Below are 25,772 nucleotides of genomic sequence, written 5' to 3' on the forward strand. Positions count from 1 at the left end.
AAAATGAATAATATCTTTTCCGACATTCAAAATCACTGGGCAAAAAATGGCATTTTAAAACTGGCAGAACGGGAACTGGTGAAGGGATATCCGGATCGCACCTTTCGCCCCGACGCTCCCATCACCCGCGCCGAATTTGCAACTTTGATGTGTGGGGTATTTCCGGAAGCGGAACGGGTTAAAAATGCCGTCGATTTTGTGGATGTTCCCGGGAGTCACTGGGCGATCGCATCCATTCAGACGGCTTCCGAAAAAGGCTTTTTCGCCGGATATCCAGACCGCACCTTCAAGCCGGAACAGAAGATTCCGAGGGTGCAGGCGATCGTCGTTTTAGCCGCCCATCTCAAAGCTGATATTCCCGACAATCCTGATTCTATTTTACAACAATTTTATGACGATTTCAACGATATTCCAGCCTATGCAAAATCCCCCGTCGCCGCCGCCACCCTCGCCGCCCTGGTGGTCAACTATCCGCAATTACGACAACTCAATCCCAACCGAAACGCGACCCGGGGAGAGGTCGCCACGCTACTCTGTCGGGCCTTAAATTATCCCGTCATCCCCGGACGCTACATCGTCGGATTCGACGTCATTCCGATGGAATTGCGGCCCCTGACGGGTGGGTTAAATAATACCCCTACCTTCAACAGCAACAGTCCGGAATTGGTCAAAACGGAAGGCATTTTACTCTCCACATTTCCCCCCGCCGGAAAGCGGGTCGGTTCCGCCCATCTCGACTTTGCCTTCGAGGGTCAATTCGATATTTTTTCTCACCATATTTATCGCGCCGAAACGGAGGCGGAATTGCAGTCCTGTTACCAGGGCATTCTCCTCCACAATCCCACGGCGGAGACTGTCACCGTCCGGGTGTCGGCGGCGGCGAGTTATTTGGGGACTCCCGACGCGCCATTTATCGACCTACCCGAACAAAAAGATAATTCGGATGGCGACATCTATTCCGGGCCGGGAAGTCGCACGACGGGGGCGATTTTGCGGGGGGAAAGAATGGAACAATTCCCGGCAGAATTTATCATCGAATCCGGAAAAAATTACCTGTTGATGAACGAAGCGATTCCCCTTCCCGGAGTCCCCGCATCCAACGGGCGATCAACTTTAATCCGATTGGAAACAACGGGAAAAATTCATATTGCAGATTTGATAAAATTGGGGGATTCTCAACCGCCGAATTTGGCAGACTGGATCGCATTATTAGAAACGGGAGATTTGGCGAAACCGAGGGACGCGACCCCCACGCCATTGGAACCGGAAATTGTGTTGCCGATTGTCTTCAGTCGGGTGGCTGGCGTGTCTCGGGGAACCCGCTGGGAAGCCACGCTAACGGACAAGCCGGAGTTCCAAGATTTGAGTCTTCCCCCAGTCGGAAAGGCGTTTTCCTATGTGTTGGGAACGATTCATAAAATTACCCTGGGAACCGGACAGATTCAAAGCGCAAAGATGATGTCTCGGTATCCCGACACGGCTTATTTTGCCCATGCGAATTACGGCGTAGAGTATGATATTACTATACCCTTCTACAATTCTCTCAGCGAAACCCAGACCGTCGAAATTATTGTCTCTTCCCCGGTTAAGAATAATGAAATTGACGGCGTTCAAACGGAGTTGAAATTCTTGAAAAATCGCGATCGCATTTTCTTCCGGGGCACCGTCCGCCTCAGTTATGAAGACGAAGGCGGAAATACCCGGACTCGCGACATCCATTTGACGCAATATCGCGGACAGCAAGGTTCGCCTCTGCTGAGTTGGGAAATGCCACCCCTGTCTCGGCGCCGTATCCGCCTACAATTCATCTACCCCCCCGACTCTACGCCGCCCCAAGTCCTGACGGTTCGGACTGTCCGATAGAGACATATTGGATGAATGGGCAAAGGGTGGTATAATCGGCACGAATTGCCGGAAATGTAAATGGTGCGATCGCTTGCCAAACATTGGGATCGCGATCGCAGTTAATCTATCAGAATTGACCGATGCTAAACTACTATCTTTTGATGCCGAAAATGATGGCTTATTTTTATTTGCCCTACGCCTATATGGGCATGATATGGATGCCGTGGATGTATCCTTACTTTGCCTTATTTTACAAACAATCCGACGGCGATCGCAAGGCATCTCTAAAGCCACATCAAACCCCCCCCACCGCATCCCAAAATCACCGATTGAAAACCGAATACCCGAAACCAATATCCGTCCCCAAAAACAATCACAAATCCGCACAAAATTTGCCCGCAACTTCAGAAGCGGAAACCACAAAACCGACGGTGGAAACGGTTGATAAAATTGACAATAATCAAGTCAAAGAAGTTGCGGAAAAAGAACCCGAACCGAAACCGATCGCATCCGTTCAACCCCCCGAAGTCACTCCCCCTCCGCCGGTAACACAAACCCCGGAATATCCGCCACCTCAAACCGAGAACGTTGCCACACCCATCCAAGGCAATGAGGATTTAAAAACGGCCCGCCGCCTGGTGAATTTGATGGCGATCGCATCCCTAGAAGATGTCGATCGCCTGACGTTGATGCGGGCGAAACCGCTGCTAAAATCCCTCGGTATCTCGCAATCCACCAACGGGAAGAAAAAGAAGGTGGGAGAATTGCGGGATGAACTCAAACAAAAGTTATTGGCTTTTGAATTGGTGTAATTTCACCTATCGACAATCGGAAGGCTTCAGGGTTTCGGTGAAGATTTCCCAGTCCGCCTCGACGCGATCGCCGTATTCCGTGGCGATCGAACTCACCAATCGGCGAAATTCCTCGTGGTTGCCGTCCGTCAACTCGCCGACTTCCGCCTCCAAGGAATGGGGGATGTATTGGGGATCGAAATCGCGATCGCTGCGGGCGTGATCGGTGGCGATAATTTGCCCCCACTGTTGTGACATTTCAATCATTTCCTCCGTTTTATTAAGTTTGTCGGTGGAGATATCATCTTTGTAGGGCGACATTTCCCGAACCGAATAAAACCCGTCGGCAAGTTGCATCCAACCGAGATAATTATCCGCCGTTCCGAGAAGGGCTAAATAGCCGATTTGGTGGCGTTGGGCATCATTTTCAAACAGGCGATCGTACTGTTGGCGATCGCCCTCCGAGAGATAGTCGTAGGGGGTGGGTTTGGACTGCTGTTTGACATCCAACAGGCGATCGTCATCGTCGGATTTTGTTTCCCCTTCAATTAATACATAATAACGCGGCGTTCCCAAGGAACCCGTCCCCGCAAAAAGCCGGCGGGCGACATCTTTCATTTGGAAATGTTGGGGATTGTATTGCAGATCTCCCGACAGGGTTTTGCCGTAATTTTCAATCGCCGTTTGAAATTGCCCCCTTTCCTCCGGCGTGAGGGCTTCGAGGCGATCGCGTTCCAGGGTGAACCGCCGCCCTGCTGCGGTTTTTTCGGTAAATAGAGTTAACAGTTTTTCGCGATTTCCTTTCTCTTCGACTGTTTCTAAAAGTTTCGACAGCCGGGGGTTGGTGTTGTCTTTGGTGAACTCGGTTTTCGTTTCGTCGTCGTTCCCCCGATATTCCTCCAAGGTGTCGAGGTAAGATGCCGCAAACGCATCGACGATCTCTTTTTCATCCTCAACAGAAAGGTCATTTTGACGGGCGACTAAAACCAAGCTTACGGCAAATCTCCAGACATCATATTGATAGTCGGCGAGGGTGGTTTCGTCGAAATCATTGACGTTGTAAATAATGTCGCCTTTGCCGGTATTGAAAGACCCGAAATTGTCCGTGTGGAGGTCGCCCTGTATCCAAGTTTTGGTGTTTTCATTGCCGAATTTTTGCCGGCGATCGTCCCCGGCGAAATCCATCCAAAACAGGTGGTTGGTTCCCCGATAAAACATGAACGGAGAGGCTGCCATTTTGCAATATTTAGCCTCCCGATCGCGCTCCGAAATGTTAGCGTTGCGATCGGTTATCGCCTCGATGACAGTGGTTTCGCGATCGCTTCCGGACAGGGGGGAACAGGCGACGGCGAACAGCAGCAGGGCGATCAGGTGATGTGAGGTTTTCATTGGGGTCAATTTCGGCTTAAACTAGAAATATAAAAGAACGTGCGATCGCAATGTCTATCAATCGAATTCGGGTGGCAAAAGATAAGGCGGAGTTGGTGCGGGCACTGACGGAATCGGAGGACAGAACCGGCCCCTTCCAAACCTACGCCGATGTCGTCGTCTTTGCGGCGGCGTTGGGGATACGGCGGAAAAAACGGATTCCCCTCGACGGCTTTTCCAAGCGAGATCCCGCCCCCATTTCCCTGGAAATTTTTATTTCCAGGGGTTACGACTGGGTGATTAAATTGATCGCGATCGCCCAAACTCGGACTACCAAAATTATCTCACCTTTTGACGCGGAATCGGAGGCGGAACGGGTGAAAATTTTCGAGGAATTTGCCAACGGGGGGCTGGAAATTTTGCGGGAAGAATGTCGCGGGGCGGTGGACTATTCCGATCGCCTGTTATTGCTGTTACTCTCGGAACGCGATCGCGGCGAGGAACCCCAGGAAGACTTCGATCTGAGTCGGTTTTTGGGGTGATACCGCCAGAGCCCATCCACGGGAGTCGCCTTCGCGATCGCCCCCGGTTCCAGAACGGCGGGATCGACGGCAATAAATCCGTTGTCGATCGGGTTATTTTGGCCGTCGAAAACCTGATAGTTGACCCTCAAGTTTCTCAGTGTATTGCAGGTTTTGTTGACGACCGTTCCCCGCAATATTTTGCCGTCGTCTTCGACTTCGGAAATCGAGATATTTTCGGGATTCATCTCAAAGCCCCCAGGATTGGGGGTTTGGGGGCGAGATCATTTTCAAATTATTTCTGATAGCGACAACTACCGCTGCACGCTTCTGGGATCGAGGGCATCCCGGAGGCCGTCGCCGAGTAAATTAAAGGCTAAAACCGTCAGAATAATTAACAGCGCGGGGGGCCAAATCAACCAAGGTTGCAACACCAAAATTGAGGCGTTTGTCGCCGAAGATAATAAGTTTCCCCAGGAGGGATCGGGCTGTTGAATTCCCAATCCGATCAGACTCAATACCGACTCGGAAATGATGAAACTCGGAATCGTCAGCGTCGCCGAAATAATCACGTAGGTCGCCGTCTGGGGAAGGACGTGGCGGACGATGGTATAAAATGAATTGGCACCCATCACCCTGGCCGCCTGTACGAATTCCCGCTCTTTGATCGAAAGCACCTGTCCACGAATCACCCGCGCCAACCCCGACCAAGTGATAAATGAAATAATAATTGTAATCAGTAAAAATCGCTGGGTACTCGTAATTTGGACGGGGAGAACTGCCGCCAAAGCCACCAGCAAATACAGCCCGGGAATGGTCATCAACACTTCCACGAGTCGCATGGCAATGGTATCCACCCAGCCGCCGAAATAACCCGAAATGCCGCCGACGATCATTCCGATGGGGAAAGAAATGGAAATTCCCACCAAACCGATGCTGAGGCTAATTCGACTGCCAAAAACCAGGCGGCTGAACTGATCTCGGGCCTGTTCGTCCGTGCCCAAAACGTTGATGTGCGCCGGCCCCACCGCGCCGAATAAGTGGCGATCAAAGGGGATCAAACCGAAAATTTTGTAGGGTTCTCCTTTAACAAATAATCGCAGTGGGGAGGGGTTGTCCCAATCCACCATCACCTGCCGCTCTCCGGTGTCGATATCGACGGGACCTTGGGTGGTGGGGTAGACGTGGGGGCCGATCCATTCGCCCTCGGGATTGACCCAATAAATTTCCGTGGGGGGGAGGAGGGACCCGTCCATTTGGGTTGTATAGGGGCTGTAGGGTGCCACGAAATCCGCCGCGATCGCCACCACATAGAAAAATATCAGCAATCCCGCACCCAACTGCGCCAGGGGATTTTTCCGAAGTCTTTGCCACCATTTCATAGGCTGTTTGTTAAAAGGGAAATTCGTTCGGTCAATTCAAATATAATTGTACCCGAAAATCTGCATTTAAACCACGTTCCGATCCGCCAATTTTTCCGGGGCGGATGCGCGATCGCCGTTTTGGGGCAGTTCCGAGAAAAATGAACCCGTCTGCGGCGGCAATTCGGGGTTGAGAACCACTTCGACGATACTCTTGATCACTCCGGTGATGGGAATTGCCAAGACCACGCCCAACAAGCCACTCACTTTTCCACCCAGCAACAGGGCCGACAAAATAACCACAGGGCTGAGGCCGGTCAAATTCCCCATAATTCGGGGGGCGACGACGTTATCTTTCACCTGCTGAACCGCCACGGCGATCGCCAACACCTGCAAAGCCAACCACCAATTCAGAAATGCCACGATAATCGTGACGCTGCCGATTCCCAACGTGGCGCCCACGAACGGGATGACTTCCATCAAACCAATAAAAACGGCGAACAACAGAAAATACGGCACGCCCAAAATAAAAAAGATCGGCGCGAGGACGGTGGTCATAAATAACCCCAGGAGGAACTGTCCGGAGACAAATCGTTGCAGATTTCGCTTCAAAGATTCGGTCAATACCGATCGCAGCGGGGGAGACAAAATTTTCGTCAATCCCGACCACAGCCGCTCGCCGTCGATGAGCATATAAAAGGAAATGACGACGATCAAAATCAGGTCGATCACCCAGTTAAACGTCCCCAAAACTAAACCCAAACTCCGGCCGGCGATCGCCTCGGCTTGTCCCTGCAATTTATTGAGGAGTTGCTGCTGCAAAATACCCACGTCGAAGGGCAGATTTCGCTCCGCACTCCAGCCTTGAAACACTTCCAACTGTTGCCGTCCGGACTCCCCCAACTCGGGCAGTTTGGCGATGAACTGGCGGGTCTGATTGAAAATGGGCGGCGCCACCGTCAAGACCGCGATCGTCACCACCACCGCCGCGGCTAAATACACCAAAGCGGCCGCAATTCCCCGGGGAATAAAGCGCTGAAGTCGGGCGACGGCCGCATTCAAAATAAAGGCGATTAATCCGGCGACAATTAAGATGGTGACTAACTCGCCGACATACTCGACGGCTTTCAAAGTCAGTCCCCCCGCCACCAGAATCAATACCCAGGTAATTAAAAATTTTTGCAATGGCGAAAAAATTGAGTTCATGACTGTCCTCAATATCGGGTCATCGGGAAGGCGAACAATCTATCATTATTAATTTTTAATTGTCAATTCTCTTCAGACAACCATTGCGGGTTCCGTCGTCTCGTCATGTTCGACGACAAAAACGTTGGAGTAGAGGTTGGCGACGATCTGCTTTCCGTGCTGGGTGAGGGAGAGGTAATTCAACCCGTCTTTGACGTAGGGATAGACCCCGTTCCAGTAGAATTGCGGATAGTTTCTTCGCAGATCTTCGGGGCTTTTGTAGCCGACTTTTTGGTTGAATCCCGTTTCCTCGAATTCGTAAAATAGGGCGCTAATTTTTTTCAGGTAGCGGGGGTCGGAAAGCTGACCGATCAGGTCTGCAGCCCTCACCAAACCGGGGTAGTTGACGGTATCTTGATGGTCGGATTCTTTGGGTACTGGAAACCGAGTCAACTCGATATTTCGCTTGATCACTTCGGCATCGATCAGTTTGTGGCCGCCGAATCGCTCCTCGATAAATAACTTGGCGCGATCGACGTGATAGGGCGTCAAACTCGCGTCCGTACAGCCCTCCGGCAGATCCACCATCGCCCCCCGCCCCGTGGCAAAAGCATTCTCTCGATCTTTCCGGCAGACACCTTTGACGTAGCCGATATCGTGACAGACGAGGGAGATGATATAGTGGAGCCAATCTTCGCAGGAAACCCCCCCTTCGCGGATGTGTTTTCCCCGCAAAATTTCCTGGCCGACCAATGTCACCAAAATTGTGTGTTCTACGTTATGATATAAAGCGTCGCTGTTGGCGATATTTTCGAGAGCCATATTTCCGGCCCATCCCACAATATCCTCATAGTTGGATTTGTAACCGCCGTAGGTGCGACGGTAGCCGTCCCGGATCAGTTCGACAAAGGCGTCAATCAAAAATTCTGTTGCATTAAAAACCATCTGGATGAATCCCGGTTGCTACTGAATGGATAGAAAACATCGTTCGGAAAAGGAGGAGAGTTTGGGAACCCGGATTTCAGTTTCAAGCCGACTCGTTTGGGAGGACTCGGAAACTCCCCGCCCAATGGGATGCGATCGCGGCCGTGAGGAATCTTTCCCCGACGTTATCGCATTTCTAGCATACCCAATGCTCCCCGCGCTATCGGAGCCGATGCGGGCCGGGTGCGGCGGGGCCGATCGCGTCCGAAAAAATGAGAAAATGTAACGATAAATCAAGAAATGTAAATATCAGACCCGGGGCCGCGATCGCGCCGATTCGCCGAACAAAATCGCGGAAATCTATAAATGGCGGGGCATACGCCGTCCGAACCCCCGATCACCCGGTCGGAAAATGGTAACGAAACGGCTCCGAAAACCAGCCGGAAACCCCGAAACTGTGCAACTTTTCTTTACAATGGAGTTAAGGATTGGCGGGAGGATCGCTTGTGGTTCATAAAGATATATTATCAGAGCTGGAAAACCAATATCAAGAAGCATCGCCAGATGAAAATGAGGTCTACCTTCCGGAAACAGACCCGGACCGGGACCCTCCCCTCGCGCCCCCCCCACCTCCCCGAGGCGGCGGTTGGCGACAAATCGCGATCGGCATCGGAGTCGGGGTCGCCGCCACGTTAGCCGTCCTCCACTTCGCCCCGGACGCTCTCAACTCGAACCCGGAAGAAACCCAGACCCCCGCAGCGGAAGCCGTTCCCGAGGAAACTGCGATCGCCACCCAGACCGTGACCGTGGCCCCCGTCGAGCTCGCCTCCGTCGAACGCACCCTGGACGTGACCGGAAGCGTCGAAGCCTACGACCTGCTGCCCGTTCTGCCCCAGGCCACCGGGCTGCAAATTCAACAGGTGTTGGTGGATGAGGGCGACATCGTGTCCGAGGGGCAGGTGATGGCGATTCTGGACGATTCCGTGGTGCGAACCCAGATCGCTCGGGCCGAAGCCGAAGTCGAGTCCGCCCGTTCCGGCGTCCGCCAGCGAGAAGCCAACCTCGGACAAGCCGAAGCCGCCCTCGCCCAGGCCCGGGCCAACCAAGCCGAAGCCGAGTCCCTCCTCGTCCAAAATCAGGCCCGCGTCGCCGAAGCCAAAGCCAACCTGGAACAGGCCCGCCGGGAAGTTGAACGCTACCAAGAACTGAGCGCCGAGGGCGTCGTCAGCCGCCAGGAACTCGAAACCCGACTCACCACCGCCAAAACCGCCGAAGAAGCCGTGCGGGTCGCCGAGGCCAACGTCGCCGCCGCCCGGGCCAAAATTAGCAGCGCCCAGGCCAACGTGGGCAGCGCCCAGGCCAACGTCGAAAGTGCGCGATCGGACATCCGCACCGCCGAAGCCGGAGTCCGCAGCGCCCAAGCCCAGGTGGAACAGTTGAACACTCAGCGATCGCAGAGCGTCGTCCGCGCCCCCATGAGTGGCATCGTCGCCGAACGCACGGCACGGGTGGGGGACGTCACCGGCGGCAATAAAGAACTCTTTTCGATCATCGCCGGCAGCCAATTGGAACTGCACGCCAAAGTCCCCGAAACCCAACTTTCCCAGGTCAAAATCGGTGCCCCCGTCACCGTCACCTCCGACGCCGATCGCAATTTAAATGTCCGGGGAACCGTGCGGGAAATTGCCCCCCTCATCGACCCGAACAGCCGCGAAGCCACGGTTAAAATTAACCTTCCTCCGGTGGGTGCGATTCCCGATTCTTTCCTGCGTCCGGGGATGTTCCTGCGGGCGGCGATCGCCACGACCCGGACTCAGGGGATGAAAGTGCCCGCCAAGGCGATCGTCCCCCAGGCGGACGGCACGTCGATCGTCTACCGTTTATTGCCGGATGAAACGGTGGAGGCGACAACGGTGGAAGTGGGGAAACTCGAAGGCCGTCCGGGCGATTTGGGTAACGCCACGGTGGAAATTAAACGGGGGTTGGAAGTGGGCGATCGCGTCGTGATTTCCGGCGCGAGTTACCTGAAAGACGGCGATCGCGTCAATGTCGTTTCTCGGTGAATTGGTCGAGATATCCCCCCCAGCCCCCATCCCCCCCAGCCCCCCTTTGTAAGGGGGGAGAAGGGGGGAGAATTGTTCTCGAACATGGCGATCGCCATCTCCGGCACGAGTCGCCCGGAGGATTGGGAATTTTGCTAAAATGCGATCGGTATTGTGGTGAGAAAAAGCGAACATGGTTGTCAGCAATTATCCCCGGAGCGATCGCGTCGTTCTCTACAATCTCAATTGGGAACAATTTAACCGACTTCTGGAGGATCTGGAGGAGTCGCGATCGCATCGTTTGGCTTACGATAACGGCAGCTTAGAAATTATGACACCCCTCCCCGATCACGAACGATATAAAAACGCCCTCAGCCTCGCCATTCAGGACATGGCAGATCTCCTAAATCTCGAATACGAATGTCTGGGCTCAACCACCTGGAAGCGGGAGGCGAAATCGGCGGGAGTGGAACCGGACGATTGCTTTTATTTCCAAAATGAACGGCAGATTCGCGGGTTATCTCGATTCGACTTAGATCGCGATCCGCCCCCGGATTTGGCATTGGAAATCGATTTGACCAACAAATCCATAAACCGCCTGCCGATTTACGCCCGCCTCGGAGTTCCCGAGGTGTGGAATTACGATGTCGAACGGGGGGAATTGACCATTTATCGGTTGCGGGAGGGAGAATATAGAATAACCGAAAATAGCGAAATTTTCCCACCAATCCAAATCCGAGAAATCCCCGCCATTCTCAACCGCAGCGGCGACGAAGGGCGACTCGCCAGCCGCCGCCGGTTCCGAGACTGGTTACAACAACAATTATAAACATCCGTTGTTGGACTTCAGCCCTTTTAATGCTATCCAAAAAAAGCAGATTCTATTTTTATATAAATCGAGGATTTATCAAGATGCAAGTTCAACTCGAACAATTGGTTGTCAACCCCGGCCAACAACTGCTTCTCAAAGATGTCAGTTGGCAAATGTATGAAGACTTGATAGAAGAGTTTGGAGAAAAACGCGGTTCTCGGATCAATTACAGTCATGGATTATTAGAAATTATGGTGCCTCTGCCAGAACACGAAGATGATAAGGTGATTATCGGAAACTTTGTCGAGATGTTGTTAGAAGAATATGATATCGAGTTTCGCAATTTGGCTTCGACAACATTTAAAAGTCAAAACATGAATCAAGGCATCGAGGCAGACCAGTGTTTTTATATCGAAAATGAATCGCTGGTTCGGGGAAAACAACGGATCGATTTAACCGTCGATCCGCCCCCGGATTTGGCGATTGAAATCGATATCACCTCCCGGACTCGGTTCGACAATTATCGGATATTGGGGGTGAGGGAATTGTGGCGATTTGACGGGGAAAAATTGGAAATCAATGTTTTGCAGGATGGCGAATATATACAATTGCAAGAAAGTCCGCATTTTCCGGGAATTCCAATTATTACAGCCATTCCCGATTATTTGAACCGCAGTAAAATTGAAGGGAGGAATAAAACAATGAAAGCCTTTCGCGCTTGGGTGAGAGAACAAATTCAATTCAGTCAAACGTCAAATAATAAACCGGAAAGCCGACCGTAGTAGTAGGGGCAACCGTCTCCGGTTGCCTCGTTTCTGAAGGGACGGGTTGCCTTTTTGAAAGGAGTTCTCCGGTATCAACATTGGCGATCCCCCTAAATCCCCCTTCCAAAGGGGGACTTTGAACTCGGTTAGCCGCTTTCCGGGTTTCTCACGATCGCTAGAAACCGGGTTTCTATCGAAATTGTAGATGACAACTAGAGATATTCCGAGAAACCCGGTTTATTCAAACTATTCTTGAAAACGGATTATTGCAAATTAACGATGAATCAAAACAGCTTTAACCTTTCCGCCTGGTCGATCCGAAAACCCGTCCCCACCCTGGTGATGTTTTTGATCCTCACCTTGGTGGGATTGATGTCATTTTTCCAACTGGGAATCGACGATACACCCAACATCGATATTCCCGCCGTCACCGTCACCGTGACACAACCCGGCGCCGGTCCCAACGAACTGGAAACCCAGGTCACGAAAAAGGTAGAAGACGCGATCGCGGGATTGGGAAATATCGACCAACTCACCTCTACGGTGACAGACGGCGTATCCAATACCACCGTCAGTTTCGTACTCGGAACAGATAGCGATCGCGCCACCAACGACGTCCGAAATGCGATCGCCCAAATTCGCCAAAGCCTGCCCTCAGATATCAACGATCCCGTCGTCCAGCGGCTGAGATTTGCCGGCGGTCCAGTGATGACCTACGCCGTCACCTCCGAAAAGCGATCAGTCGAAGAACTCAGCGATCTCGTCGATCGCACCATCAGCCGCGACCTCCTCAACGTCCCCGGCGTGGCCGAAATTCAGCGCTTGGGAGGCGTTGATCGCGAAATCCGCATCGAACTCAACCCAGACCGCCTGGAGAGTCTCGGCCTCACCGCCACCCAACTCAGCGACCAAATCCGCGCCTTCAACATCAACCTCCCCGGGGGGCGATCGCAAGTCGGCGGCAGCGAACAGAGTATCCGCACCCTCGGCAGTGCCCGAACCGTCGAAACCCTGCGGGATTACCCCATCATCCTCCCCTCCGGAAATTCCGTCCCCCTCTCCAGCGTCGGGACCGTCACCGACGGGGTGGCGGAAGTCCGACAAGTCGCCCAATTCGCCGATTTTCCCCTCTCCTCCCCGACCGATCAAATCGGCAATTCCGTCGTCGCCTTTTCCGTGTTGCGGAGCACCGGCAGCACCCTCGTCAGCGTCGAAGAAGGAATCCGCGATCGCGTCAAAACCCTCGAAACCACCCTCCCCGAAGACGTCGATTTAGAACTGATCGTCACCGACGCCGACTCCATCCGCGAATCCTACCAAGCCTCCATCGACGCCCTCGTTTTGGGCTCCATCTTAACCGTCGTCGTCGTCGGACTCTTTTTGCGGGACCCGCGGCCCACCCTGATCACCGCGATCGCCCTGCCGCTGTCCATTTTGCCCACATTCATGGTCATGCAAGCCTTCGACTACACCCTCAACGGCATGACCCTGCTGGCCCTCGCCCTGGCGATGGGAAACCTGGTCGATGACGCCATCTGCATGATGGAAAATATCGACCAGCACGTTCGCATGGGGAAACACCCGTTTCGGGCCGCACTGGACGCCTCCCGGGAAATCGGACTAGCCGTCGTCGCCACCACCGCCACCATCGTCGCCGTCTTCATTCCCGTGGCATTTATGGGCGGCGTCCCCGGACAATTTTTCCAACCCTTCGGCGTGACGGTAGCCACCTCCACCATGTTCTCGACCCTGGTGGCCTGCACCATGACCCCGCTGCTGGGGGCGAGATTGTTGAAACCCCGGAAACGGGACAAAATGCCCCAAAATTCGCCCCGTCCCCGGCGCCGATTTTCGCCCTACCGCCAGTTATTGACCTGGGCACTCCGGCACCGGATCACCACCTTATTATTGGCGATCGCATTTTTTATCGGCAGCTTGCAGTTGGTACCCCTGATCCCCAAAGGGTTATTTAGCAGCGGCGATACCGGGTTGAGCACCGTTTCCATCAACCTGCCGCCGGGTTCGACCCTGGCGGACACGGAGGCCACCGCCCAGGAAGCGATGGGACTGCTGGCCGAAAGTCCCGCCGTCGATAACGTCCTGGCTGTGGTGGGAAGCCGCGGGAGTGGGGCGACGGAAGTCAACAAAGGCACCCTTTACGTCAACCTGGTGCCCCGCGACGAACGGGAGATGTCCCAGGGCGAATTTGAAACCGAAATGCGATCGCGGTTCGGGCAGATTCCCGGGGCGAGGGTCAGCTTCCAATCCCAAGGGGCCGGCGGCAGCAGCAAAGATTTGACCATCGTCCTCACCGGCGACAACCCGGAATCCCTGCTATCGACCGCAAACGCCCTCGAACGGCAGATGCGGGAACTGCCCGGACTCGTGGAAGTCACCTCCTCCGCCAGTTTGGTGAAACCGGAGATCCTGATCCGCCCCGATCCCAAGCGGGCCGGGGATTTGGGCGTATCCGTGCAGGCGATCGCCCGGACGGCGTTATTGGCGACTTTGGGAGATAACGAAGCCAATTTGCCCAAATTCGACCTGCCGGACCGCCAGATTCCCATCCGAGTCCAGTTGGCCGAAGAATTTCGCAACGACTTCGAGGCGATCGAAAACCTGCAAATCCCCGCCAACGACGGGCGCCTCGTCCCCCTCTCTGCCGTCGCCGACATCACCATCGGCAGCGGTCCGGCGGCCATCGATCGCTATTTCCGATCGCGGCAAGTCCAGTTGGAAGCCAACCTGGACGGCCTTTCCCTCGGGGATGGGGTAGCAAAAGTCCAGTCCCTCCCCGCCATGAACCCCCTCCCCCCCGACGTCAAACAGCAGTCCGAAGGTGACGCCAAAATCATGATCGACATCTTCACCCGCTTCGTGGGGGCCTTGGGATTGGCCGTCCTGGGAATTTACGCCATTTTGGTCCTGCTGTACAACAACTTCATCATCCCCATCACCATTTTGATGGCCCTGCCGCTATCTCTGGGCGGTGCACTATTCGCCCTGATGATCACCCAAAAAGAGTTGGGATTATTCGCATTAATCGGCATCGTCTTATTAATGGGACTCGTCACCAAAAACGCCATCCTTTTGGTGGACTGTTCGATGGCAAATCAGCGGGAAGGAATGCCCCGATTTCAAGCCGTCCTCGAAGCCGGTGTTTCCCGACTTCGCCCCATTTTAATGACCACCTTTTCCACCATCGCCGGAATGCTACCCATCGCATTAGAATTGGGGGCGGGTTCCCAAGTCCGCAGTCCGATGGCGATCGCCGTTATCGGCGGCATGACCACATCCACCCTGTTAACATTGGTGGTGGTCCCCGTGTGGTTCACCTACGTCGATAGTTTCCAAACCTGGATTCGCAACCCGTTCAAACGGCGGCGGCGGGAGAAAGCGTTTCGGGAGGCGACAGATATCGCGCCCTTGCAGGAATGATAATCTCAGAAACCGGTTATAATAGGCTGTATCAACGTTAAAACGCTCTGATGCAGCCCACCGCATTTCAATTCGTTGACAGCCTTGTGACATCAAATTTGATGCGATCGGATGCTGTCAGAAGATGAAATGATACATCACATCAAATAATTGAGATCTGTTCTGAAGCTAAAATCGCAAAGGAAATAGTAGATTATGGTTCGCAAATTTTACTTACCAAATCAGTTGATAATTCCGTTTGGAACGGACAAGAATTGGGATATTGAAAAGATAAATATTGAGCTGCCACGGAAATGAATTTCAAGGCTGATAGCAAAAGTCCACTCAAGTGGACTCGGCTTCGGTAATTGTGTCCTCATCGCCTTAGTAGTTGCTATAATATTAGCTCCGGTTATTTGCCCGCATCGCCTCCCCAATCCTCTTTAGAGGATTTGTGCTATGAGCTTGGGAATTGATTCCCAAGCGGGCTGTCAATTAAAACCGATTTCGAGCAACTCCGAGTCAGAGTATCAGATGTTTAATTGACGAAATCGATAATTTCTTGGTGAAGGAAACTGACCGTCAATAATTTTTCAGGGATCATGATATAATACGATGGGAAGTAATCGACCATAAAATTACTGTCAAAGCCATGATGATTCGAGCGATTATCGAATGGGATGAAGAATGCCAAGCTTATTCGGCAACCTGTCCCGAACTGAATTTTGTCTCATCCTTCGGGGAAACGAAAGACGAGGCGATCGCTAATTTAAAAGATGCCATCAATCTCATGTTAGAACCCATTCCGGATGAGTTTTTATAAACCGGCAATACCAAAGAAGTCGTGAAACTGGCGCTGTAGAAAAATTATCATGTCGCCAAAAGCACCCCGATTGACAGCGAAACAGGTTATCAAGCGTCAGATTCGCCAATTTCTCGATCAATTTATAAAACGTTGTTTTGATAATATATCCTTGCCGCTATCAAGTCAAATGGAGTCAATATCGGAAAATTTTCCAAGATTTCTCCATCGCCCGCCCCTTGATTTTGTAAAGAAATAATTGTCCAAACCGGAATGCGGGTATTGCGAATTCGGGCGTTTCCCCCACAAACACCCGCAGTTTTTTGAATGATTCTGCCGGTCAATTTTTGTTGAAACAAGGCATAATCTTCTGCGGACAGCGATTCGACCATTTGAACCAAAGATTCGACGAGTTTTGTATTCATTGGTAATAGAGAAAAGTTGGAAATTTTGAGATTCAGTTCAATCGACTGTCGTCAAATACAAACAATTATCACGATCTGACGGGACAGCTCAATTGAACCTCAGAATCTATTATACTTTACACCCATCACTGTCACCCCTACGGTTCCAACTCTTAACCCTCCCTCTCTGCGTCCTCTGTACCTCTGTGGTGACACCCAAAATATAGTAAAATATTCCCCGTCAACTGACCCCCGAAGCCGCCATGAATCCTTACACCATCCTCAGTCAAACCCGACGCCAGCGAGTCAGCGATCGCGCCACCCTCCCCATTTTAACCGGCTGCGAATCGGGCGATCGCATCCTCATGTTAATCTGGCCGCAACTGGGGGATTTTGACAGCCTCGAATATGCCTGGTGGCTACAGCGAGAAGCCGAAAAAATTCGCTCCCAAGGAATCACCATTCGGGCCGTCGGAATCGGCGATCGCGACTCCGGACTGAAATTTTGCGAATACACCGAATTTCCCCCCGAATGGCTATTTGTCGATCCCACAGCCGAACTCCACCGACAATTGGAACTCTACTCCGGATTATCCTTCAAATTGCCCCTCCTTTCCCCCGGTCAAAATGCCTGGGCAAACCTGATGTTGATGTGTGCGGGGATCGGCAGTCCCGGAACCCTGGCGGAAGTGTTTCGGGGTTACAGAGGCGATCGCGACGCCCCCCAATTATTCGGCGAAAAAGAAGTCGTAAAAGCCAAACCCTTACCCGCCTTCAAAGGCTCATTTTTCAACCTCGCCGGCGGCGAAGGCTTTCAACGACCCTTCGAGCTCGCCACCCTGCGACTGCGGAACATGACCGAAGTCCTCGGACACTGGAAAACCTACGTCCCCAACCCAGTTTACATGACCCAGCGGGGCGGAACCTTCTTATTTGACAACCCAGGAAACTTACTCTACGAATACCGCGATCGCGGCATCCTCGGTTTCGCCGAAAACATGAGTTATCCCCTATCATTTTTATCGATATGATCCGGCATTCAATCGGATTTGATATTATGGCACTACGGGAATACGTTGGGACAGTTTTGAATTTTCACCACAGAGGCACAGAGAACACAGAGAGAGGATCTGTCCTAACCTAAATGCCTACTGCTATAAAAGATCTCTAATGAAATCTTTGCTGTGGGGGCAACCGTCCCCGGTTGCCCATCAATTTCAACTCAACAAAAACGTGGGGGCAACCGTCCCCGGTTGCCCATCAATTTCAACTCAACAAAAACGAAATATCTACAACTTCACAAAAGGACACCCCAGCCAAGCACTGAAATTTCGCTCCTGTTCCGGCGTCGGTTCCGCCACAGAAGCGATCCGGTAACTGGTGGGACGGGGAGACGCCAGAGTCGCCCGACGGGTTTGCAATTCATCTTGGTGGAAAAACGTCAATTCCACCATATCCCCCGCCTCAAAATCCTTGAGCCGATCGCCCCAAGTTTCAGCAGTAATCCGGAAACCGTTCAACGCCAAAATCTCATCTCCCGCGTCAATTCCCGCCGACTCGCCGCCGCTTCCGGCCTCCACAAACTTGACGATCGCCTTCCCATTTTCCGCCGCCAATTTCAAACCCAAATCCGGCGTATCATTCCCATTTTCCGCTTTCAATTGTAAACCGAAAGGCTGCAAATATTCATCAAAAGGCAATTCTTCCAACCCGTCAACATAAAGGTCGAAAAACTCGTCCAAATTCGTTTCCGCCACCGACGCGATCGCTTCCCGCAACTCAGCCTCCGTATAGCCGATTTCGTCCTTGCCGAATTTCTCCCACAGGTGCACCATCACGTCATCGAGCGATCGCCGATTGTTGCTCCCATTCCGAATCAGCAGATCCAGCAAAAACGACACCAATTCCCCTTTCAAATAGTAGGAAATTTGATTATTGTCGCTGTAGGCATCCCGGCGATACAACTTGATCCAAGCGTCCCAACTCGACTCGCTCAACGGCTGCACCAGCCGCCCCGGCGTGGTTTGGAACCGGGAAATATCTTTGCTCAACCCCTTGAAAAACGTTTTGACATTGAAAATACCCGCCCGGAACGGAATCGCCAGATCGTAATAACTCGTCGTCCCCTCGCAAAACCACAGGGACGGGGTGTAACATTCCCCCTCGTAGTTGAAAACTTCCAGCTCTTTGGGGCGGAGACGTTTGACGTTCCACAGGTGGAAAAATTCGTGGGCGACCAACTGCATGAAGCGGTTGTATTTATCGCGATCGCGCAGTCCGAAACGGGGATAATTCAAAGAACAGGAATCTTTGTGCTCCAAGCCGCCGTAACCCTGCCCCGACAAATGCAGCAAAAATAAATAGCGATCGTAGGGGAGTCCGCCGAACAAGTCCGCCTCCACCTCGATGATTTTCTCCATATCCCGGAGCAGGCGATCGGGTTGGGCATTTCCCCGACCCCAGATCGCCAGTTGGTGGGGTTTTTGGCGCACTTCAAAATCATAAATTTCGTGGGTGCCGATCTCGAAGGGACTGTCCACCAGGGTATCGAAATCCGTCGCTTCAAAGGTATTTTCTGTACCCGCAACGGCCGGCAAACTCGTCGTCACGACCCAATTTCGCGGCGGTGCGATCGCTACCCGGATCGGCTGTTTTTCCGCCCCCGGGACGTAGAAAAACATCGCCGCCCCGTTGAAATAGCCGTGGGTTCCGTCCAGGTGGTTGGTTCGCACCGTCAACTCGTTGGCGTAGATGCGATAAGTCACCGTGACAGTTTCCGCGTCCCCCGCCTCGACGCGCCAATGATTTTTGCTCACCTTCATCCAAGGCAGGGATTGGCCAGAGCGATCGCAAACCCGAAAATTCTGCAAATGTCGGGCATATTCCCGCACCAGGTACGATCCCGGCGTCCAGACCGGCATTTTCAAATCGATCACCGACGACTCCGGGGCCGTTCCGCACAGATTTGGGCGCGACAAGTCCAAGCGCACCTCGAACAGGTGGGACTCCGGTTGGGGCATCGAAACCCGATAATGTAGGGCGGGAATGGGAGCACGAGAATGGCGCGGTGGGGTTTGAATGGCTTCTCTCATCAGGATGGTGTAAAGTGACAACATCGCACCCGACCCGCACAACCGCCCCCCGAAGGCGACGGGAAGACCCATCTACTGATTCGCCAACTGATTCAGGTGTTTGAGGTTGAGCAAATGGATCGCCTGCCGTTCCGGATCGATATTGATCCAGCCCTTGCTGTGGAGCTTCTCCATAATTTTGCTCGTCTCCTCCAAACTGATGTCAGTGACGTCGGCCAGATCCTGTTCAGGAATGTTGAAGATGTCAGTCCCCTTTTCCGTCAACTGGCCGTAATTTTCGGCCAACTCCACCAGGGTATTGGCCAATTTCACCGCCGGGGGGCGGTGGCGGATCTGGTAGCGCTGGTTGGTTTGGCGCAGGCGTCGCACCATCAGTTGCAGCATTCGATGGTGCAGTTGTGGATCTTTGAACAGGGTTTGGATGAACCGCTGCGCCGAGACGCTGATCAGGCGCACAGCGGACAGGGCGATCACGTCATTTGATCGCGGGGACTCGTCCAAAATCGCCATCTCGCCGAAAAAATCGCCCCGCCCCAAAATCGCCAGGGTGACGACATTATCCCCCGACAGGCGCCGCACCTTGACCCAGCCGGAAACGATAAAATAGACCGCGTTTCCCCAAGCATCTTCCATCACGACCGCCCGATCTGCCGGATACTCGTGCTTCACGGCGACGGACAACAGCCATTCCAGAGTTTCTGGGTTCGCCCCTTTAAAAAGGGGAAAAAGCTCACTAAAAGCTTCAGTCTGCATGAGAATTCGCTACAGTCCAAATATTGATGTTGACACGCTCCCCCGGGAACCGCAAGGTTCCGGATGGCTCTCAAAGAGATCCGGTTGACACCGATGGGCGGGGAAACGATGCGGTCAGCCGGCCGTCAATCCCTGGGAATCCAGACCCGGTGTCCGAGTGAACCTCCCGCGCCGCCTTCTCCAGACCGCTGTTGCGGTCGGGCATTTTAATTATACTAGCGCGATCGGCAACCTCGGGTTGCACCGATTGTATCAAAACCCGGCCCGCCGTCGCCCCTGTCGTCCCCCACCGCCACCGATCTCCATCTGCCGCTCCGGCAAACGGATAAAAATCCCCCTCCCCGGCTAAATTGGTACAAACTATAACAGACATTTACCAAGGCGAGTGCAACACTTATAATTAAGTGCAACCTCCTTTGCGAATCGAGCCGTCGGCCGCCATTCGCCGTCAGCTCGGCAAAAGTTATTAAAATTTTGCAGACTTTCCGCAAGCCGACCATCGCATCTCGACGCTCCCAAACCGATAGTCCCCAACACGACCACAGTTCCAGCCTGTTTGGTAAAGGTTTATGAACTCTGCATCTCCAAACAATTCGATGCCTCAAAATCCTGCCGTCTCCGTCACGGTCGATGTCGATATCATCGCCGGAGAGGGCGGTAACTCGACCCACCCCCGCCGTCCCATCCGGCGCATGGGGGGTGAAACCCCCGATGTCGTCCCCCCATCATCTTCAGGCTTGGCCCGTCGCGGCGGCAGTTTTTCCAACCTGTTGGCTCCCCTGAAAAAAGAAACATTTGTCGAAGCCGTCAAAGATGTCGAGGAAAAGCTGAAAACTGTCAATCAAACCCTCTCGATGCTCGACAACCTGCTCGACGCCCAGGGGTTTGAAGCGATCCTCAACGAAATGCTCTCCTCGATCACGTTCAAAACCGGGGAACTGCTGAACGCCGATCGCACCACGATCTGGCTGATGGACGAGGAGAAACACGAACTGTGGTCGATCGTCGCCAAAGGGGAAGACGGACAACCCCTGGAACTGCGAATTCCGGCCGGGGCCGGCATCGCCGGAGAAGTCGCCACCGAAAAGGAAATCGTCAACATCCCCTACGACTTCTACGACGACCCGCGATCGGCCGCGGCCAAAAAATTCGACGAAAAAAATGGCTATCGCACCTACACCATGATCGCCATGCCGCTGCTCAACAACGACAGCGGGGAGCTGGTGGCCGTCGTCCAACTGCTCAACAAACTCAAGCCGGACATCGATCCGGCCACCCCGCTGTCCGAAAAAGTCGATCGCGAAGGATTTACCCGCAAAGACGAACAACTCTTCGACGAATTCGCCCCCTCCATCCGGTTGATTTTGGAGTCCTCCAAATCCTTCTATTCAGCCACCCAGCGCCAGCGGGCCGCCTCCGCCCTCATGAACGCGGTCAACGCCCTGAGCAAGAGCAGCCTCGACCTGCAAGACACCCTCACCAACGTCATGGGGCAGGCGAAAGAACTGATGAACGCCGACCGCTCCACCCTGTGGCTCCTCGACGAAGAGGCGGGGGAACTGTGGACGAAAATCCCCATCAACGGGGAACTCACCGAAATTCGCATCCCCCGCACCGCCGGTTTCGCCGGCATCGTCGCCGAAAGCCACGAACCCCTGCTCATCCCCTTCGACGTCTACAACGACCCGCGATCGGAACAGTCCCGAAAAACCGACCAAAAAACCGGCTACCGCACCTGCAGCCTGCTGTGTATGCCCGTCTACAACGCCGACGACCAACTCATCGGCGTCACCCAACTGATCAACAAGAAAAAACAGGGCGAGTATCCCCCCTACGACCCCGCCACCTGGCCCGATCCCCCCGAGCAGTGGAAAGCCAGCTTCAATAAAAACGACCTGGAATTCATGCGGGCCTTCAACATCCAAGCCGGGATCGCCCTCCAGAACGCCAAACTGTTCCAAAAAGTCAAAGAGCAGGAACAGCGCCAAAAAGACATCCTCCGCAGCCTCACCAACGGCGTCATCTCCGCCGATCGCGAAGGCCGCATGATCGCCACCAACGAATGCGCCATGCAACTGCTCGGCCTCACGGAAGCCGACGTGGGACAGCGCCCCTCGGTGCGGGATCTGATCCACCTCAAGGACGGCGACTTCGCCCGCTGGTTCGACCTGGCCCTGCAGCCCAAAGAATCCAAAGACCGCCAGCAATACTACCCCGACCAAACCCTCCTGTCCGGAGCCTCCGAAGACCCCCAGAGCATCAACCTCTCCATCAACTCCATGTCCGACATCAGCGACCCCGAAAAGGTCAGCGGCGCCCTGGTGGTCATGGAAGATATCAGCGGCGAAAAAGAAGTCAAAAACTTGATCTACCGCTACATGACCCCCGCCGTCGCCGAATCCCTCCTGGCCAGCGGCGAGATCAAACTGGGGGGGACCCGCAAGCACGTCACCGTCCTGTTCAGCGACATCCGCAGCTACACCACCCTCACCGAAAAGCTGCAGGCCGAAGAAGTCGTCACCATGCTCAACGAGTATTTCGAGGAGATGGTGGATACGGTCCTCAACTACCACGGCACCCTCGACAAGTACATCGGCGACGCCCTGATGGCCGTGTTCGGGTCGCCGGCCCCCCTGGAAGACCACCCCTGGATGGCCCTGCAGGCCGCCGTGGAGATGCGCCACCGGCTGGCCGAGTTCAACCAACACCGGGTTTCTCAGGGGTTGATGCCGATCAAAATTGGCATGGGCCTGCACTCGGACGAGGTGGTGAGCGGCAATATCGGCTCCAGCAAGCGCATGGAATTGACCTCCATCGGGGACGGGGTGAACCTCGCCTCCCGCCTGGAAGGCACCAGCAAGCAGTACGGAACCGATATTATCATCAGCGAAAATACTTACCACCCCTACGCCAGCCGCCTGGTCGTCCGGGAACTCGACTTCATCACCGTCAAGGGCAAGAGTCAGCCGGTGCGGATTTACGAATTGGTGGGCATCCGGTCCGGGAAACTCGCCCGCCCCATCTCCGAGGAACAGCAGCAGATCATCGACCACTATCACCGGGGCCGGGAATTTTACCTGAAACCGGCTAAGGACAAGCTGGCCGACGCCGACCTCGTCCCCCTGTTGGAGGAGTTGGAAACCCTGTCCGAAAGCCAGTTGAAAAAGCTCTCCTACAGCGATCGCGAACTGCTCGGCCAAATGTTGGAAGAACTGCCCCTCAAGGACTTGGAAGCCATTCTCGGCGAAAATACCCTGCGACGGCTGTCCCTGGCCGAGGCGCGGTTGGCCCCGCCGGACGAAATTTGGGATCGGATTCTGGAGGCCGTCAAAACCCTCACCCCCCGGGAGGCGAAAAAGTTGCTGGCCGCCAAAGTGCAACACTTCGCCGGCCGCCCGGAAACTCAGCAAATGTTGGCCGACGAAGCCGCAGAACTCTCACTTCCGAAGCTGCGGAAACTCATCGACCTGTGCCGGAAACGATTTGCTGCCACGGCGAAAGATGCCTTCCGGGAAGCTAAACACGAATTTTTGGAAGTTTTGAAGCTCGACCCGCAAAATAAAGCGGCGAAACTTCATGTGGATCGGTGTATACTGTATGAGACCACAAAGCCCCCGAGTGAAACCTGGGACGGTGTTTGGAAGCTCACGGAAAAGTAGTCCCCGGTCAGGGATTTCTCTTCTCTGAGAGCCCCTTGTCAGTCACGGCTTCGAGTCCAAAACTCGCCGAATCGCGCCCCTCGGTCTGTTCGGTTGACCTCTCGAAGTCTTCGCCCCACCCGACCCTCACTTTGATATCATGTCCGCTCAAATCGTTTTTCTAAAAACGATTTTTGTCATTCAGTCATCAGAAATCTGTATGAGAACTGATGAACCGAACTGGATGGGACGGGCGCGCGCGGCCGCACTCCACGACTTTGCCGGTTTCTGTTGATTCGGCCGGGGGGGGTACTCGGGGGCAGATGCGGCTTCCGGAGTCCTCCCACCGGGGCACGGAAACGACCTCGGGGCGACGACGCCTTGCGATCGCGTCGCTCTCGGGATTCCCGGGCGATCGGTTCCACCCCGCCCCTGTTGTATTCGATCTCGAAGTTTGCGTTGAAAATGACTGAGTTGAACTCTCCATCCTCCGACCGCAGATGGATCGAACAGGTGAACGACCTGTTGATCCAAGTTGCCCGGGCATCTCTGGCGGACATCCCCACATTGCCGACCGCAGTTTCCACCTCCGCCCTCCCCCTGGCCCGACAGGCCCAGGCGATCCAAGACCAAGTCGCCACCTCCCCCGCCGCTGGCGCCAACTGGCGGGGAACACAGCAAGACTGGCTCGAACAGGTGCGGCAGTTTCTGTTGGAATTGTCCCGCATCGCCCTCTCGGACCGCCCCAAACTGCCCGAAAATATCGCCCACCGCGCCCTCAGCCTAGCCGAGACCGCCCAAGATATCCAGGAAGCCCTGGAAAATGGCGACGAGGGATCGGACGGCCCGGGGGAATCCCACGATCGCAAGGGCGCGACGGATGTCAATACCCGGTTCGACCAGTTGCGCGAACAGTTGAAGGCGGAATGGGGCAACAGCACCGAGGCCGGCAACCCGGGCTGGCAGCAAGTGCTGACCCTGCTGGACGTGGCGCAAACCCAGTACAACGATTTGCGACAGAAATAATCGGGCGGGTGCGGGATGCCGATCGCTTTGGCGTTGGCGATCGGGTGTGATATAATGCGGGAGCGATTGTTCTCTCTCAGTCCGACTTCGCATCCTCCGTGCAAAAATTTTAAATATGGAATCAGACAGTCAACCTGTCAGTTCGCCTGGCAGTTCGACCCACCGATTTGCAGATTTGGTTGGGACGGTTATCGCCCTCGTAACACTCATCTTCCCCCTGCTGGCGATCGCGCGCTACTCGCCGAGCCAGGTCGAAACGCTGCAACCGACCTCCTATTCGATCCGGACGCTGCGCGATCGCCCCTCGCCCCCCTGAAGCAAAAGTCGAGAATGGGTTGGAGGATCGTGCGATCGCGCCTAGAATCTTATAGGGGGAAACCCGCCAACTCGCGCCCGGTTTCCCCCCAACCCAACACAAGCTTGGAGAACGACTCAGATGGATCTATCGCTGATTCCCCCCGAACCCAAACCCGGATTGCTCAACATTTTGATCGAGATTCCGGGCGGGAGCAAAAATAAATACGAATTCGACAAAGACCTGCAGGCCTTCGCCCTCGACCGCGTGCTGTACGCCTCCGTCGAGTACCCCTTCGACTACGGCTTCGTCCCCAACACCCTCGCCGACGACGGCGACCCCCTTGACGGTATGGTGATGATGGACCAGCCCACCTTCCCCGGGTGCGTAATTGCCGCCCGCCCCATCGGGATGCTGGAAATGATCGACGGCGGCGATCGCGACGAAAAAATTCTCTGCGTCCCCGCCAAAGATCCCCGCTACGCCGAGGTCAAGTCCCTGAAAGACGTCGCCCCCCACCGGCTCGACGAAATTGCCGAATTTTTCCGAACCTACAAAAACCTCGAGAAAAAAGCCACCGAAATTCTCGGCTGGAAAGACGTGGACCAAGTGAAACCCCTCGTCGAAACCTGCATCAAAGCCGGTTCAAAATAACTGGATTTCAGGACAAAACGTCCGTAACCCCCCAATCCCCCGCCTTCCGGCGGGCGGATTCTCAAATCGGCGATCCTTT

At 54.2% G+C, this 25,772-nt stretch carries 22 protein-coding genes; 13 read left to right on the plus strand and 9 right to left on the minus strand.

The features are described 5' to 3' along the window. Positions 1 to 3: 3 nt before the first annotated feature. Positions 4 to 1,863, plus strand: a complete 1,860-nt coding sequence (locus tag AC0QHF_RS25170; RefSeq protein WP_324707013.1) for a DUF3370 family protein — start codon at positions 4 to 6, stop codon at positions 1,861 to 1,863. A gap of 122 nt (positions 1,864 to 1,985) precedes the next feature. Further along, positions 1,986 to 2,657 (plus strand): hypothetical protein, encoded by a 672-nt coding sequence (locus AC0QHF_RS25175; RefSeq protein ID WP_324707014.1) that lies wholly within the window; start codon positions 1,986 to 1,988, stop codon positions 2,655 to 2,657. A 6-nt stretch (positions 2,658 to 2,663) separates the two neighbouring features. Here the strand turns inward: AC0QHF_RS25175 and AC0QHF_RS25180 are convergent, their stop codons facing one another. Next, the gene (locus AC0QHF_RS25180) at positions 2,664 to 4,025 is read right to left on the minus strand and encodes a DUF2252 domain-containing protein (RefSeq protein WP_324707015.1); all 1,362 of its coding nucleotides are present in this window, start codon (positions 4,023 to 4,025) and stop codon (positions 2,664 to 2,666) included. A gap of 50 nt (positions 4,026 to 4,075) precedes the next feature. On the opposite strand from AC0QHF_RS25180, the gene AC0QHF_RS25185 reads away from it, so the two are divergent. Further along, complete coding sequence (locus AC0QHF_RS25185) at positions 4,076 to 4,546, plus strand: DNA phosphorothioation-associated protein 4 (RefSeq protein WP_324707016.1); 471 nt, start codon at positions 4,076 to 4,078, stop codon at positions 4,544 to 4,546. Here AC0QHF_RS25185 and AC0QHF_RS25190 read toward each other — a convergent pair. The 4 genes from AC0QHF_RS25190 to AC0QHF_RS25205 form a co-directional block, all read right to left on the minus strand. Next, the gene (locus AC0QHF_RS25190; RefSeq protein ID WP_324707017.1) at positions 4,453 to 4,773 is read right to left on the minus strand and encodes an FxLYD domain-containing protein; all 321 of its coding nucleotides are present in this window, start codon (positions 4,771 to 4,773) and stop codon (positions 4,453 to 4,455) included. The two genes, AC0QHF_RS25185 and AC0QHF_RS25190, sit on opposite strands and share 94 nt — an antisense overlap. Before the next feature lie 66 nt (positions 4,774 to 4,839). Beyond that, a complete protein-coding gene (locus AC0QHF_RS25195; protein ID WP_324707018.1) occupies positions 4,840 to 5,907 on the minus strand; it encodes an ABC transporter permease in 1,068 nt (355 codons plus the stop codon). A gap of 66 nt (positions 5,908 to 5,973) precedes the next feature. Next, the gene (locus AC0QHF_RS25200; RefSeq protein ID WP_324707019.1) at positions 5,974 to 7,092 is read right to left on the minus strand and encodes an AI-2E family transporter; all 1,119 of its coding nucleotides are present in this window, start codon (positions 7,090 to 7,092) and stop codon (positions 5,974 to 5,976) included. 72 nt (positions 7,093 to 7,164) lie between these two features. Next, entirely contained in the window at positions 7,165 to 8,016 is an 852-nt protein-coding gene (locus AC0QHF_RS25205; RefSeq protein WP_324707020.1) for an Npun_R2479 family HD domain-containing metalloprotein, read from the minus strand. 485 nt (positions 8,017 to 8,501) lie between these two features. On the opposite strand from AC0QHF_RS25205, the gene AC0QHF_RS25210 reads away from it, so the two are divergent. The 5 genes from AC0QHF_RS25210 (at position 8,502) to AC0QHF_RS25230 (ending at position 15,852) form a co-directional block, all read left to right on the plus strand. After that, a complete protein-coding gene (locus tag AC0QHF_RS25210) occupies positions 8,502 to 10,058 on the plus strand; it encodes an efflux RND transporter periplasmic adaptor subunit (RefSeq protein WP_324707021.1) in 1,557 nt (518 codons plus the stop codon). A 172-nt stretch (positions 10,059 to 10,230) separates the two neighbouring features. Further along, positions 10,231 to 10,866 carry a Uma2 family endonuclease gene (locus AC0QHF_RS25215; RefSeq protein WP_324707022.1) on the plus strand — a complete coding sequence of 212 codons (636 nt, stop codon included), beginning with the start codon at positions 10,231 to 10,233 and terminating at the stop codon, positions 10,864 to 10,866. 83 nt (positions 10,867 to 10,949) lie between these two features. Continuing rightward, a complete protein-coding gene (locus AC0QHF_RS25220) occupies positions 10,950 to 11,630 on the plus strand; it encodes a Uma2 family endonuclease (RefSeq protein ID WP_324707023.1) in 681 nt (226 codons plus the stop codon). A 261-nt stretch (positions 11,631 to 11,891) separates the two neighbouring features. Further along, positions 11,892 to 15,050 (plus strand): efflux RND transporter permease subunit, encoded by a 3,159-nt coding sequence (locus tag AC0QHF_RS25225; RefSeq protein ID WP_324707024.1) that lies wholly within the window; start codon positions 11,892 to 11,894, stop codon positions 15,048 to 15,050. Positions 15,051 to 15,681: 631 nt separating this feature from the next. Further along, positions 15,682 to 15,852: a type II toxin-antitoxin system HicB family antitoxin gene (locus AC0QHF_RS25230; RefSeq protein ID WP_324707025.1), complete on the plus strand. Its 171-nt coding sequence runs from the start codon at positions 15,682 to 15,684 to the stop codon at positions 15,850 to 15,852. Between the two features lie 122 nt (positions 15,853 to 15,974). Here the strand turns inward: AC0QHF_RS25230 and AC0QHF_RS25235 are convergent, their stop codons facing one another. Next, positions 15,975 to 16,223, minus strand: coding sequence for a DUF433 domain-containing protein (locus AC0QHF_RS25235; protein ID WP_324707026.1), 249 nt, complete (start codon positions 16,221 to 16,223; stop codon positions 15,975 to 15,977). 275 nt (positions 16,224 to 16,498) lie between these two features. Between AC0QHF_RS25235 and AC0QHF_RS25240 the strand changes: the two genes are divergently transcribed. Then, positions 16,499 to 17,266, plus strand: coding sequence for a peroxiredoxin-like family protein (locus AC0QHF_RS25240; protein ID WP_324707027.1), 768 nt, complete (start codon positions 16,499 to 16,501; stop codon positions 17,264 to 17,266). Positions 17,267 to 17,524: 258 nt separating this feature from the next. On the opposite strand, the gene AC0QHF_RS25245 is transcribed toward AC0QHF_RS25240, so the two are convergent. The 3 genes from AC0QHF_RS25245 to AC0QHF_RS25255 form a co-directional block, all read right to left on the minus strand. Next, on the minus strand, positions 17,525 to 19,327 hold the full coding sequence (locus tag AC0QHF_RS25245) for a M61 family metallopeptidase (protein ID WP_324707093.1): 1,803 nt from the start codon (positions 19,325 to 19,327) through the stop codon (positions 17,525 to 17,527). Between the two features lie 72 nt (positions 19,328 to 19,399). After that, a complete protein-coding gene (locus AC0QHF_RS25250) occupies positions 19,400 to 20,080 on the minus strand; it encodes a Crp/Fnr family transcriptional regulator (protein ID WP_324707028.1) in 681 nt (226 codons plus the stop codon). Between the two features lie 70 nt (positions 20,081 to 20,150). Further along, positions 20,151 to 20,453 carry a hypothetical protein gene (locus AC0QHF_RS25255; protein WP_324707029.1) on the minus strand — a complete coding sequence of 101 codons (303 nt, stop codon included), beginning with the start codon at positions 20,451 to 20,453 and terminating at the stop codon, positions 20,151 to 20,153. 223 nt (positions 20,454 to 20,676) lie between these two features. On the opposite strand from AC0QHF_RS25255, the gene AC0QHF_RS25260 reads away from it, so the two are divergent. The 4 genes from AC0QHF_RS25260 (at position 20,677) to AC0QHF_RS25275 (ending at position 25,693) form a co-directional block, all read left to right on the plus strand. After that, positions 20,677 to 23,739, plus strand: a complete 3,063-nt coding sequence (locus AC0QHF_RS25260) for a GAF domain-containing protein (protein ID WP_324707030.1) — start codon at positions 20,677 to 20,679, stop codon at positions 23,737 to 23,739. Positions 23,740 to 24,183: 444 nt separating this feature from the next. Further along, the gene (locus AC0QHF_RS25265) at positions 24,184 to 24,744 is read left to right on the plus strand and encodes a hypothetical protein (RefSeq protein ID WP_324707031.1); all 561 of its coding nucleotides are present in this window, start codon (positions 24,184 to 24,186) and stop codon (positions 24,742 to 24,744) included. A gap of 115 nt (positions 24,745 to 24,859) precedes the next feature. Then, positions 24,860 to 25,060 (plus strand): TLTLP motif-containing protein, encoded by a 201-nt coding sequence (locus AC0QHF_RS25270; RefSeq protein ID WP_324707032.1) that lies wholly within the window; start codon positions 24,860 to 24,862, stop codon positions 25,058 to 25,060. Between the two features lie 120 nt (positions 25,061 to 25,180). Further along, positions 25,181 to 25,693, plus strand: coding sequence for an inorganic diphosphatase (locus AC0QHF_RS25275; protein WP_324707033.1), 513 nt, complete (start codon positions 25,181 to 25,183; stop codon positions 25,691 to 25,693). Positions 25,694 to 25,772: the final 79 nt, after the last annotated feature.

This window comes from Lyngbya sp. CCY1209 (genome assembly GCF_055795065.1).

What these genes read in the sequence shown, in the direction of transcription:
- AC0QHF_RS25220 (WP_324707023.1), top strand. Translation starts at nt 10,950, where the DNA reads ATGCAAGTTCAACTCGAACAATTGGTTGTCAACCCCGGCCAACAACTG.
- AC0QHF_RS25230 (WP_324707025.1), top strand. Translation starts at nt 15,682, where the DNA reads ATGATGATTCGAGCGATTATCGAATGGGATGAAGAATGCCAAGCTTAT.
- AC0QHF_RS25265 (WP_324707031.1), top strand. Translation starts at nt 24,184, where the DNA reads ATGACTGAGTTGAACTCTCCATCCTCCGACCGCAGATGGATCGAACAG.
- AC0QHF_RS25255 (WP_324707029.1), bottom strand. Translation starts at nt 20,453, where the DNA reads ATGTCTGTTATAGTTTGTACCAATTTAGCCGGGGAGGGGGATTTTTAT.
- AC0QHF_RS25240 (WP_324707027.1), top strand. Translation starts at nt 16,499, where the DNA reads ATGAATCCTTACACCATCCTCAGTCAAACCCGACGCCAGCGAGTCAGC.
- AC0QHF_RS25260 (WP_324707030.1), top strand. Translation starts at nt 20,677, where the DNA reads ATGCCTCAAAATCCTGCCGTCTCCGTCACGGTCGATGTCGATATCATC.
- AC0QHF_RS25270 (WP_324707032.1), top strand. Translation starts at nt 24,860, where the DNA reads ATGGAATCAGACAGTCAACCTGTCAGTTCGCCTGGCAGTTCGACCCAC.
- AC0QHF_RS25205 (WP_324707020.1), bottom strand. Translation starts at nt 8,016, where the DNA reads ATGGTTTTTAATGCAACAGAATTTTTGATTGACGCCTTTGTCGAACTG.
- AC0QHF_RS25180 (WP_324707015.1), bottom strand. Translation starts at nt 4,025, where the DNA reads ATGAAAACCTCACATCACCTGATCGCCCTGCTGCTGTTCGCCGTCGCC.
- AC0QHF_RS25235 (WP_324707026.1), bottom strand. Translation starts at nt 16,223, where the DNA reads ATGGTCGAATCGCTGTCCGCAGAAGATTATGCCTTGTTTCAACAAAAA.
- AC0QHF_RS25175 (WP_324707014.1), top strand. Translation starts at nt 1,986, where the DNA reads ATGCTAAACTACTATCTTTTGATGCCGAAAATGATGGCTTATTTTTAT.
- AC0QHF_RS25185 (WP_324707016.1), top strand. Translation starts at nt 4,076, where the DNA reads ATGTCTATCAATCGAATTCGGGTGGCAAAAGATAAGGCGGAGTTGGTG.
- AC0QHF_RS25195 (WP_324707018.1), bottom strand. Translation starts at nt 5,907, where the DNA reads ATGAAATGGTGGCAAAGACTTCGGAAAAATCCCCTGGCGCAGTTGGGT.
- AC0QHF_RS25275 (WP_324707033.1), top strand. Translation starts at nt 25,181, where the DNA reads ATGGATCTATCGCTGATTCCCCCCGAACCCAAACCCGGATTGCTCAAC.
- AC0QHF_RS25245 (WP_324707093.1), bottom strand. Translation starts at nt 19,327, where the DNA reads ATGAGAGAAGCCATTCAAACCCCACCGCGCCATTCTCGTGCTCCCATT.
- AC0QHF_RS25225 (WP_324707024.1), top strand. Translation starts at nt 11,892, where the DNA reads ATGAATCAAAACAGCTTTAACCTTTCCGCCTGGTCGATCCGAAAACCC.
- AC0QHF_RS25190 (WP_324707017.1), bottom strand. Translation starts at nt 4,773, where the DNA reads ATGAATCCCGAAAATATCTCGATTTCCGAAGTCGAAGACGACGGCAAA.
- AC0QHF_RS25250 (WP_324707028.1), bottom strand. Translation starts at nt 20,080, where the DNA reads ATGCAGACTGAAGCTTTTAGTGAGCTTTTTCCCCTTTTTAAAGGGGCG.
- AC0QHF_RS25215 (WP_324707022.1), top strand. Translation starts at nt 10,231, where the DNA reads ATGGTTGTCAGCAATTATCCCCGGAGCGATCGCGTCGTTCTCTACAAT.
- AC0QHF_RS25200 (WP_324707019.1), bottom strand. Translation starts at nt 7,092, where the DNA reads ATGAACTCAATTTTTTCGCCATTGCAAAAATTTTTAATTACCTGGGTA.
- AC0QHF_RS25170 (WP_324707013.1), top strand. Translation starts at nt 4, where the DNA reads ATGAATAATATCTTTTCCGACATTCAAAATCACTGGGCAAAAAATGGC.